We start from the raw sequence: 11989 nt of genomic DNA, 5'->3' as shown, positions 1-11989 counted from the left end.
GCCGTGGCGCTACCGGCCGCGTTGGTCTCGCTGGTCGAGGCGTTGCTCGCGGAGGTACTGGCGGAACTGGCGGAACTGGCGGCGTTGGAAGCCGCGTTCTCGGCATCGACCTCGGCGGCGAACAGGTCGGCGACCAGCTGGTCGGGGTCGTCGCCCGAGCTGATCTTGACCTTGATCGACCGCCCGGCTTCCTCGGCCGTCTGCTGCGTGAGGATGGTCAGGCGATCAAGCGCGTCGTTAATCGTCTGGGGGTAGAACCCGCCCTGGTTGGTCAGGTCCAGCGATTGCAGGTAGTCGACGTCACTGGTGACAGTGAGCTTCTCGCCGGTCGGCAGGGCCGCAGGCAGCGTGACAGTGCCCCCGGGCGAGGTGTCCTGGTCGGCGTTGAGCGCGACGGTGTAGTCGGTGCCCTCGACGAGGGTGGATTCGGCACCCGTCGAGTCGGTCTGAATGACGACGACCTCGGCGGTGTCGAACACCTTGAACGAGAAGGAAAACTGTGTGGCGGTGTCGTTGCCGGTATACGGCCCGGCCACGCGCACGTTGCTTGAGATGGTCATATCGCTGGCCCCATGGAACGTGAGGCAAGGCTATCCGCCGATTGCATCGGCACGTGCACCGTCACTCGTAGGGCTCGCCCATCAGCAAGTACCACGCGTTGAAGTCCGATTCACCCTCGGCCACGTTGTAGGCATGTTCCATGCTGCGCCACGCCTGGTATCCCGGCAGGCCGAGCGCGTAGGAGGTGCCCAGGGTGATGGCCCTGACATCCCTGATGTCGCCCTCGCCCCCGGCTACGTCGCCCATACTCTTGACGCCACGGACCGGCCCCTCGATCGCGGAGGCGACGGGCGAGATTTGGTAGCCGTAGTAGGGCGCGTCGTCGTCGAAGGAAGCCCACAGACCGGCGATCACATCGCGGATGATCGGCACGAAGCCCCCGGCGAACAGGACTGACTCGCGGGTGAAGCACTTGGCGTAGCCCGCGGCCGCGCCGTTGCTGTCGACGTCGCTGTCGCAGTTGCCGTAGAGCAGCGCGCCGAGAACGGCCGGCAGGACGATGACAGACAAGTACGCCTGCGCCAGACGGGCCAACGCCCACGGGTCCCCATTGCGCAGCGCCGCCCCTTCTACCACGTGCGCGCGCACCATCTGCGCGAGCTGGGCGTTGAAGTAGCTGTAGAACATGGTGAACAGGCTCCGCAGTTGCCCACCGTCGCCCCGCCCCTCCATGATCTGCGCCACGTCGACCTCACGGCCCGAGCCCTGCGTCTGGCGCACGATATGGTCGGCGTACTTGGCCGCACGATCAGGGTCCATCTTCGGCTCGAAGCGCACCTTGCCGTTGAGCGCCTCCTTATACGCAGCCATCCACGTCGGGTAGGACACGGCCCGGTCCATCCAGCCGACCATCGCCAGCGCCGTGGCCACGTCCGGGGTGATGCGCTTTTTCGCTTGGATCTGCGCCACCTGCCGGGTGAGGTCCCGGTCATAGGAGCGGTTGCGGTACTCCATGTAGGTGCTGCGCTCGTTGACGAAGCGCGTAGTTTCGAATGGATTGGCGGAGAAATTGCCCACTTCCTGCGAAAGCGTCGCGAGGCCCACGCGCCGCCACGAGGCCGAGATGCCGGTGGCATTGATGAGGAATGTCTTGATCGAATAGCCCATGGTCACGATTAGCGTGTTCTGGCGGGCCTTCGACAGGAACGCGTCGATGAACCGGCTCGGCGCCCGTGGCACGGACGCGACATTGCGGATCTGCTGCTCGATCGCGCGCGTCACGTCCACGCCGCCGATGCCGTCGATGGCCGCGCGCAGGGTCTTGTCGTTGACCAGCCGGTAGGTGTCGGCCACGGCCTCGCGATAGGCGATGTCGTGGATGGCGTCGCCCAGGGCCTTGTTCATGCCGCCGAAGTCCAGCGTCAGCCGCTTGCTTACCTCGTCGAGACGGGCCTTGCTCGAGCCCTGCGGCGTGCTGGCCTTCCAGAGATTGCCGCCGAGCATGTCCTGCACGGCCTGCCCCTCGTCGTACTTGGCCTGCCGGTGGTCGAGGTCCGAGTCGTAGACGATCGGATGGAACCCGCCACGCAGCGTGCCGAACTTGGTGTCGAACGGCAGCGGTTCGACCTTCTCCGGGGCCTGCCCGGTGGTGCGTTCGTTCACCCCTTTCAGCTCCGGCCAAACCATCTCGTCGTGCATCTGCCAAATGGCCTCAATCAGGTCCACGTCCTTCTGCGTGAGCCGGTCGGTGATGGCGCGCATCTCGGCCGGGCCCCAGCCGTGGCCGTCTCGCAGGCGCTGGCGGCCGGTGACGCTGCCGTAGTACAGCGCGGCGGTCACCATATTCTCGCGGGTGAGGCTTTCGTTGATCTCCGGGATGAAGTACGCCTTCGACGAGAATTGGAGAAGATTCTTCTTCGCCGCGAACTCGCGCGATTCCATGAAGCCGTATGCCTTGAGGTACGGCCGCAGGTGATCGCCCAGCTGCTGCTGGAACTTGACCTTCCAATCCGAGCGATCGGACAGCCGTTGCACCAGCGAATCGTGAAGTTGGCCGAACTTGCCGACGGTGACCAGCTGCACCAGCGTCTCGACGTTGATGAACTCGGCCGAACCCTTCTGCTTGAGCCGCTTCCAGCGCTCGCCGAACTTCGGCACGTAGGACTTTTCAAACCCGCGCGGCTCGCCGTCGGCATCGAACGCTTCAGGGTGGGCGTTGCGCAGCTCGTCGAGGATCGCGCCCTTCTCCTCGTTGAACGTCTGCTGGCGGCTCTCGAGGTACATCTTCTGTTCGCGCCGCGCCAGTTGCTCGAGCTGCCGCACGGTGTCGCGCAAACCGCGCAGCTCGTCGAGCGTCATATCCTTGTAGTGCTTGCGGTACGCCTCGTCGAGCATCCGTTCGTCGATCTCCGGGGCGATGGCCGCGTTCTCCTGGCTGAATGACTCGATCCACTCGCGCAGGTTCTGGCGCTGGTCGATGGCCTTGAGGCTTTGCCCCTTGCGAAGGTCGAAGCGAGCGAGTAGCGCGTCCATCTGGCCGACGAAATCACCGCGCAGGTTTTTGCGCACGCCCTCGCGCTCGAACTTCTTGAGGTAGTTGACCATCTTGTCGATCTCGGTCACCGCATCCTGTGCGGCCCGGACCGTGTAGCCCTGCACCACCTGATCCTGCTTGGCACGGGCGGCGGCCGGCAGGTCACCCTGGCGGCGGGCCTTGTCGGATTCACGCGCGGCGCGGGCCTCGGCCGACTGCCAGCGGCTGGGCTTGATCTCGCGCACGCGCTGGCCGGCGATGAACCGCTCGGCGAACGCCTTGGCCGCTTGCGTGTTGACGCGACCCCGGCCGGCGGCGCGGTTAAGGTAGTTCAGCTCGGTGGCGGCGAAGCGCGCGCGGGCGTCGTTGTGGATGGCCGCCTCGGCGGCGCGCTCCATTGCCTGCGGGTCGGCGAGATCGCCGTAGCGTTCCAGCATGCGCAGGTCGGTCTCGGCCTCGATCACCTCGCGGCGCGGCTCGGCGTCGACCAGGGTGCGCACCATCTCGTCGGCCGAGGTAAAGCCGAACCAGCCGGCGGCGACTTCCGGGTCCACCCCGGTGCCGGCCAACATGCCGTACTTGCCGTAGCCCAGCGACCGCCAGTCCGGTGCGTCGACGAGATCGGCGCCCGGCACCCCGTAGATCGCATCGAAGTCCGCGCGCGAGGAATAGACCTCCTCGCCGCGCAGGGAGGCGTTGAGCTTGTCGAGCAGGGCGTTGGGCGTGGCTTCCTCGTCGAGATAGCCGTACTGCGCCAGCGCCTCGGCCATGCTGTCGAAGGCCCGGCCGCCCTCCTTGCGGAACACACGCCTGCCGGATACCGGCTGGTTCTCGGTGCTGGCCGCGCGGCCCTGCCAATGGGCCGGGTCGATGCCCTCGGCACTGGCCGCCTCGCGGTCGAGCCCGCCGAGCTTGGCAATGGCCGTGGGCAGGTCGTCGAGCGCCGGGTCGACGGCATCGGGGTCGGAACGCGGCGCATCCTCCTCGCCGTACATCTCGCGCATGGCGGGGATGGCGAGCTTGTTACCGGACGGGATATCGATGCGCTCGCCGTCCGGCCCCTCGACGATGCCCCGGCGCAGGAATTCCTCGGCGGCATAGACCGGCCGGTGGGCGACCTCGTCGGCCACCTCGGCGCGCACTGCCTTGCGCTTGGTCTTCGCCTCGCGCTGCAGCTCCTTGAGCTTGCGGCTCTTGGCGTTGGCGAGCCATTGCATGTCGCGCAGGCTGCGCTCTTGCAGGGTCTCGGTGGCCTCGTCGATCGCCTCGCGGTGGCGCGCCTGGTACTCGGCGAACTCGGCCTCGGTCATGCCCGCCTCGTCGGCCGAGCGGAACATCGGCCGCAGGTTCATCGACGCTTGCGCGGCCTCGATCTGCTCGTCGGTGGCGAGCATCCGGTCGAACACCCCGCGCACCTCGTCGGTCAGCTCGACATCCAGATTACGCAGGTTCTTGTAGACGGCCACCAGCCACGCGCGGAACCGCTGGAACAGGCCCTGCATCTCGACGCTGGGCGCGTTGCCCTCGAGCAGGTAGGCCTCGAAGCCCCGAGCAAATTGCTCGTGGTACTCGCGCCGGGCATCCGGCGTCATCTGCTGCCACGTCTCGAGGCTGTCAATGCCGTACCAGTCGAGCAGCGTCTGCACGTCCTGCTGAATCTGCGCCGGGGCATCCGGCTGCGCGGCCATGTCGGTCATCACTTCAAAGAAGAAATGCCCGGATTCGTGGAGGAACGAGGATAAATCCGCACGTTCGAGCAGCGAGATAACGCTGGGGGCCTCGGTCAGGTCGGTGGGGAATTGGATCTTTGCGCGCTTGCCGCCTTCGTTCTGGTAGAGCGTCAGGTCCGAATCCTGCGGCATGCGCAGCATCGACTCGCTGACGGAATACGCTTTGTCGGCGCCCTTGTTCTCGGCGAAGCCGAAGCGCTTGTAGAAGTCGCGCAGCCGCTTGGCGTTGCCGCCGAAATCATCGGTGGGCGTGAGGGCGATCGCCTTGCCCTGGGCGTCGGCGTAGTCGACCAGCGCCTGCATGGTTTGCGTGCCGGTGCCCTGCCCTCGGCCGTCCTCGGGGACGACGATCTTGTCGAGGGTGATCACGTCATCGCGCTCGCGCACGGCGACATCGACCCCGGCCTCTTGGGCGGTGGCCTTGACGTCGTCGAGCGTGGTGCCCTGATCGTACTGTGCCCCGTCCATCTGCAGGCCTTCGGCGCGCACTTGCAGGCCGTAGCGTTCGTAGACTTCCGCCGGCTGGATGCCGAGGCGGTCGGCCATGGTGGTGGCGAACGCGCCGTGCAGGCTGGCGTACTTGTCGGCCACGTCCTTGGTGAAGCGGCCGGTCTCGATGATCTGCTGGCGGACGGTGTCCTCGACCCGCCGGGCGGATTGCTGGGACGCGTCGTCGTCGATGCGGCGATCCAGAATCTCCTGCGCCTCGCGCTGGAATGTCTCGCCCTGCGTCTCCTGCCACTCGGCGGCCTCGGCCGGGCTCATGTCCTCGGGGTTGAACCGTGCGAGATCGCGCAGCCCGTCGTGGTAGTCGGTTGCGGCAATGCGCGTGGCGTACTCGGCGAGCGGGATCTTGAGATCGCCGCCGGTGGCCTCGGCCTCGGCCAGTTGCTCGCGCACGCTGGGCATGTCCTCGGCAATCTGCGCCGGGTCGATGCCCTGGGACTGGAAGAATTCGGAGAACTTGCGGGCGTCGATGTAGACGTCCTGCACGGGGCCGTCGGCCGTGGCCTCGGCGGCGTATTCCTCGAAGGCGTCCGGGTTGCGCTCGCGCAGCTTGGAGGCGCGGGCGTTCTCGGCCACCTGGTCGATGGTCTCGCCGGTGCGCTGGGCCTCGTCGGCCTTGGCATTGCGCTCGACGGCCCGACGCACCGTGCCCTCGACGCCGCCAGCCACGCCGCCGGTGCCCGCGCCGCCCATGATCCCGCCGAGCACGCCCTCGGAGGGCGACTTCTGATCGTCGTAGGCAGCGAAGATTGCCGCGTTGGTGTTGAGCGCCTGCAGGCCCTCGGTGCTGCCCTCGCCGACCGCGCCACGCATGAACGAGGTGAGCGGCCCGCCCTTGCCGGCCATGATCTTCTCGAGACCGGTGCGCTCGAGGAAGGCGTTGATCAGGGCGACTTGCGCCTGCGCCTGGACGAACTTCTCCGGTGCGATTGACTGACCGGTGCGCTCCTCGAAGTCGGCCGCGTCGTTGGCCACTTCCATGGATTCCAGCCACGCGAGGAACGGGATCGAGCCGTCGGACTTGTAGGCCATGTAGAGCGACGGCGCGGCTCGCCCGATGAACCCGGCCCATGCCTCGGGATCGGTCAGTACCTGTTGCAGTTTCTCGGTGTCCCCCTTGAGGGCTTCGGCCAGGGCTTCGTCGGCGAGATGGCCCTTCTCTTGGAGCCGGGCGAACGTGTCGCCGAAGGTCTCAGGATCTTCGGCCAGCATGCCGGTGGCGTCGCCGATCGCGTCGGCGGCATCCGTGGCGCCGTAGGTGCGTAGGTCCGTGCCCGGAACCGGCACGCCCTCGGAGATTGCGCGGCTGATGGTCTCGGCCCCGCGCATCGGGTTGAGCATGCGCGGCAGGCCGGTGCGCTCAACGGTCTCGGACAGGAACTCGAAACCGCGGGTGATCGACTCGGGCGTGCGCCATTCCGACTCGGCGATCCCCAGCGTCGCCAGCGTCGCGCCGCCCCCCGCCGCCTTCAATTCGCGCGGGTTGCTTTCCCCGGCCTTGTTGCGGATGCCCGGCTCGGCCATCGACGTGGAAATGCGCCCGCTCTTTTCCCACCAGGCGAGGTTCTCCACGTCGTCGTGCGCCTGCTTGGCCAGCTCCGGGTCGGCGGCGAACTTCTCGCGCAGCTTGGGGCTGGACTCGAGCAGCGCGTCGTATTCCTCGGCCTTGGTCTTGCGCTCGATCTCCGGGCGGTTGCGCTCGACCACGTCCAGCGGCAGCCCGGCCTTTTTCGCCAGGGCCGCACCGCGCGCGGCCTCGTCGGGGTTGGTGTCGAGCGCCGTGCCCAGCGCCACGCGCGCCCGGCCGGTCTGCTCCTTGCGGAGCTGTGCCGCGATGCCGTCGTAGTCGTTGCCGCCCTCGGCCTCGGGCGTGTCCCGGGCGCCGCCCTCCGTGGTGGGCGCGACCATGCCGCGCACGATGTCGTCGTATTCGCTCATAGGCCCATCTTGCGTTTGTAGACTTCGACCACGGCCGCGTCGGTCACGGCCATGTTGTTGCGTTCGAGCGAAGCCTCGATGGCGGCGCGCTCGGTGTCCGGCACCTCCGGCCGGAACGCTTCTGCGTCCTCGGTGCCAACCACCTCGTAATACGTCTTGTCCGGGTTGTGCATGAAGCCCCCGCCGATCACCTCGCCCTCGAGCAGGAGCCGGTCGATGATCTTCTGGCGTTCCTCGAATGGGAGTTCCTTGTCCTGCTCGCGCTGGACGCGCTGGATCTCCTGTCGGGCGACGTACTGGAAACCGGCGCGGGTCTCGGCGTCATAGCCGGCGCGCTTGGTCGCGTCGGATAGCTGCTGGGTGAGCGTGCCGGCATCGCTGAACGGACTATCGGTGCCGTCCTGCTTGGATTCGATCGCCTTGGCGCGCTCCTTGGCGAAGTGCTTGAAATCCGACTCGGACAGGCCATCGCGCAGGGCATAGAACTCGTCGCCGCCCATCTCGGCCAGGGCCTTGGGATCGGCGGCCAGTCGGTTGTAGAGCCACAGGTTGGTGCTGTCGTCGCCCTTGGCGATCTTCTTGGCGAAGTCGATGACCTTGCCGACGCGCCCGGGCGGCAGTTCGTTGCGCAGGCCAGCCGGCAGGGCCGAGTAGCGCCCGCCGTTCTCCTGGACGCCGCGCATGGCGTCGGCCACCAGCGAATCCTCGCGTTGCTTGATGGCTTCGGTCTGGCGCTCAAAGCGGTATTCCAGTTCCTCGCGGGCCATCTTGAGGCGCTGCGGGTTGCGCGCTAGCCGCGGGTCTTCGCGCAGGTTGCGCTCCATCTCGGCGAGGCTAGGCCGACGGGGCTTGCCCTTGCCCTGCTCGTACTCGCGCATGTTCTTCTCGACGTAGGCCTGCGTTTCCTCGGGCATGAAGTCGAGCCAGTTGAGCGTGCCGCCGGCCTCGCGATTGTTCTCCTCGTTGGCGACGGCCGTCTGCAGTCGGCCCGGTCCCGCGTTGTAGGCGGCGTAGGCCTTGGCGAGATGGCCGTCGTTCTCCTGCAGCTGCTTCTGGAAGTAGGCCAGGCCGATGGCTCGGTTATAGTCCGCGTCGTTGCGGTACTTCTCTTCGTCCCATTGCAGACCGGCGAGCTCGGCGGCCTCGGGCGCGGTGGCGGGCATGACCTGGGCGATGCCGATGGCCCCGGCCGAGCTTTCCAGCGGCGCGCCGTTCGCGTCGAATTGTCGGCCGTTCGATTCAGTGCCGACGGCGACGTTAAACGCCCGCTCGGTCTGGCTCGGGGCGATGCGCCCGCTGTATCGCTGCATGGTTTCCTGCACCGCGCCCACGGCCACCTCGGCGTCCACTGCCTTGGTGATGTGCCCGCGCACGGCGAGGATGTCGTCGGCGTTCATCTCGCCGCTGTGCCGGCGCAAGTAGGCCTCGGCGTACATCGGGTCGTTCTGCTCGAGCGCGGCGGTCAGCGCCTGGCGGTGGGCGGTGCTGGTCATCTCGCGGACCTGCGCCTCTTGCCACTCGGCGCTCTTGCCGAACAGGTTGGCTTGCCGGTAGACCTCGGCCCCGATCCGGTCGATGCCGGACTGCACCGCGTCGGGATTGTTCCAGTTGAGCGCGATGTCGCGCATGGCCGTGGCCTGCACGCCCTCGGAGACGGATTCCGCGTAGGTGCGGTATTCGTTGGATTCGTGGCGGATCGCCTGCCCACGGAACGACGTGAGGATGTCGCTCGCGTTCTGCTGGAAGGCTTGACGCTGCGCGCCGTTGCCCAGCCCGCCGGCGATCTCGTCGACGCGCTTTTGCAGCGTCTCGCCGTACTCCTCGGCCAGCGGCTTGCCGTCCGGCCGATCGAGCGCGTTGATCCCGCGCAGATTGGTAAAGCCCTGCTCCTTGTCGTAGGTCAGGCGCAGCGCTTCTTCCTTGGCAGCGTTGAGGGCGTCGTCCACGCGCAGCTGGTTGGCCTCGCGCTGCTGCTGGACGGCGATCTTGTTGGCCGTCTGCCCGGCGCGGGTGACCGCCTGGCCCGTCTGCTGGGCCTGCTTGCCGGCCACGTCGGGCATGTTGGGCGCGGCGATGCGCGGCTGCGGGAGGGTGTTCGGCCGGGCCTGGAATCGGTCGTATGTCGGGACGCGCGGCATGGATCAGCCCTCCCGCGTGCGCGTGTAGTCGTACCAGCCGGCGGCGGCCTTGGTCGCCCCGCCAATCAGGGACGTGGCCGCGCTGCCGAACGGGCTGATGGCGCTCGAGGTCGTCCGAGCGCCGAGTGCCTGGTTCTGGTAGCTGACGCCCTGCGTCCGGTAGCCCCACGCGCTGCGGATGGAGTTGGCCTCGACGGTTGCCGCGTCGATTTCCTTCATGATGTCCGTGGAATCCTGTAGCTCGGCGGCGCTGCCCTCGTTGAGGTCCACGCCATTGGCGGCCATGCTGGCGCGCTGGCGGCTCTTGAGCTGCCCGGCCTGCATGGTGACGCGGCCGACCTCGCGCTGGCCCTGGCGCAGTACGGACTGCGCGCCCAGTTCGGAAATGCGAGCGTTGACGCCGGCGAGATCGGCCTGCAGATCAAGATTGGTCTGCTGCGACTTCGCGCCGTAGTAGCTGCCGACGGCACTCGAAAATGTCCCGCCAAGCGTCGAGATGGTCGATAGTTGTCCTGGATTTAGTCCCATTGCGCGCCCCCGGGAGTGATGCGACGAACGTACCCCCTCATGCCTGCGGTACGTGCACCGGTCACCCGCCGAGCGCCACCTCGGACGAGATGCTGTTGAGCGTGAGCGGTAGCGGGTCGGCCTGGCGGACGAACACTTGGCCGCCCTGCGCCCATCGTGGGTCGAGCGTCATCTCGATCTCGTCGGTCTTGAGCGCCGGCGGGGAGCCGTAGGGCTCATTGGTGCGCTGCTTGGCCTCGGTGAGCTGGTCGGCGGTCGGCCCGACGAAGATCCCCGACGAGCGGTAGACGCGCAGCCACACCTTGTTGACGTTCTTGACGTGGCCCTGCCCGTAGCTACCGTCGCGCAGTTGCAGCGCCAGCGGCAGGGTCTCGATGTCCGCCTCGATCGGCAGGCCGACGTGGACCTTGCTCGCCTCGAAGTCGAGGGTCACCGCCCCGCCGCTGACCGTGCGCTGCGGATGCACCGCGCCGTCGGCGAGGATGCTCACGGTCTTCCCTTCGAGGTGATCCAGACCGCTGATCTGGTCGGCCGGCACGCCGTCGTAGGTCAGGCCGGAGTCGACGAAAAAGCCGTCCTCCTGGTTGGTGAACTGCCGGCTGGCGAGTCGTTCGACGTAACGCTTCTCTGTGCCACCAATGGTGCGGCGCACGATGACGTACAGCACGTCCTCGTTGCCCTCGGCCACGGTGGTGCAGGACTCGAACACGCCGTCGGTGTCGTGCCGGTGCCACGCGCCCACCTTCTGCTCGGGGACGTAGGTCAGGCCGAGCAGGTTGCCGGCGCTCGAGACGAACCACACGACCGGGTACGGTGACTTGGCGTAGGCGATGTCCTCGATGTCGTGGGTGTCGAACAGGTGCGGCGCGCGCAAGGAGAGGTCGCCGGTGATGAAACCGCCGGCCTGCCAGTTATAGGCCAGCTCGCGCACGTGCCCGCCACGCGCCGCGCCGTAGAGAAGCGTGTTGTTGATGATTACCGGCTGGACGTTCGACGCGCCGACGTAGGACTGTGGCCGGACACTGATGGTCGTGGGCGTGATTGCGTCACTGTTGAGCGAGGTAACCCGCCACTCGGCTGAGCTGGTGAGCAGAACAAGCTCGGACAACGGCACGATGTGGCGGATGGTGTTCGCCTCGCGCGCGGCCACGCGGAAGGCGATGCGGTCGTCGTCGCGGGTCGGGAGCGAATAGCTCATGTCCGACTCGGTACCGCTCTTGGTCATCCAGATGTTCTGCGGCTGGTTGGTGGTCCCGGCCAGGCAGCGGCGCTGCTCGAAGTAGGACACGGCCGCCGGGTAGTTGTCGGCGCTGTTGAACGCGCTGTCGTGGATCGGCGGGGTTTTCGACAGGTCCGGGGCAATGTTTTCGTCCACGATCGACGTGCCGTCGGTCTGGCCGATGTAGCCGAACAGCCCGCCCTGCAGCTTGTAGACGTTGTAGCGCGATGCGCCGGTGACGGCCGTCCACGAAATGGTGTTGGTCGCGCCGGTGACAAGCAGGTTCGACGTGACGGTAGCCTCGGCAGACGACCCGGATTCGATCACGCCCTCGGACTCGATCGAGGTGACGACGTAGGTGTAGTCGTACTTCGTCTCGGTGGTGCCCGCGGTCGTGGCGGTCACGCCGCCCGGGGCCGAGATCGACGAGCCGAAGGAGATGGTCGTCAGCTGCCAGTTGGTCGCGCCCAGGCGGCGCAGCTCGCGCGGCGCGTAGTTCGGATGCACCAGCGTTAGCACGTCGGCCGACTGCACGAAATGGATGTCGAACAGATCCGCCTCGGCATACGGGTTGGCGATCTCGTAGGGCACCGCGCCGTCGAGCAGGGTCGCGCCCTGCGTGTGGAAGCGGAAGTAGCCCGCGCCCAGCTCGATTACCATGGTCTGGGTGGTCGAGTAGGTGAACGGGATCAGCCGCACGGCCTTGGTCGAGTCCTTGACCTCGCGCACGAACTGAAACCCGGCGCGGTTCTCGGCCGGGCCGTGTGGCTTGGTCACGAAGTTGCGGCACAGGGCGAGGCCGCTCTGGTACTTGGCATCGTCGATGCGTCCGAACATCTCCGGACTGATCTCGCCCCCGACGAATGCCTGCTGGAATGTGCGCACGGTGCCCATG

The 11989-nt window shown here is 67.2% G+C and carries 5 protein-coding genes; all 5 read right to left on the bottom strand.

What is annotated here, in order from left to right:
- Window positions 1–560, bottom strand: a 560-nt coding sequence (locus tag ABGV18_RS10240; RefSeq protein WP_396585948.1) for a hypothetical protein, incomplete at its 3' end; no start/stop codon positions are given.
- 61 nt (window positions 561–621) lie between these two features.
- Entirely contained in the window at window positions 622–7209 is a 6588-nt protein-coding gene (locus tag ABGV18_RS10235) for a hypothetical protein (RefSeq protein ID WP_396585947.1), read from the bottom strand.
- Window positions 7206–9347, bottom strand: a complete 2142-nt coding sequence (locus ABGV18_RS10230) for a transglycosylase SLT domain-containing protein (protein WP_396585946.1) — start codon at window positions 9345–9347, stop codon at window positions 7206–7208. The genes ABGV18_RS10235 and ABGV18_RS10230 overlap by 4 nt, the downstream gene beginning before the upstream one ends.
- Before the next feature lie 3 nt (window positions 9348–9350).
- Window positions 9351–9875, bottom strand: coding sequence for a hypothetical protein (locus ABGV18_RS10225; RefSeq protein WP_396585945.1), 525 nt, complete (start codon window positions 9873–9875; stop codon window positions 9351–9353).
- 61 nt (window positions 9876–9936) lie between these two features.
- Complete coding sequence (locus ABGV18_RS10220) at window positions 9937–11988, bottom strand: hypothetical protein (protein WP_396585944.1); 2052 nt, start codon at window positions 11986–11988, stop codon at window positions 9937–9939.
- Between the last annotated feature and the right edge of the window lies 1 nt (window position 11989).

This window comes from Guyparkeria halopsychrophila, assembly GCF_044582135.1.
GTDB lineage: Bacteria > Pseudomonadota > Gammaproteobacteria > Halothiobacillales > Halothiobacillaceae > Guyparkeria.
This window is presented reverse-complemented; position numbering and strand designations above follow the sequence as displayed.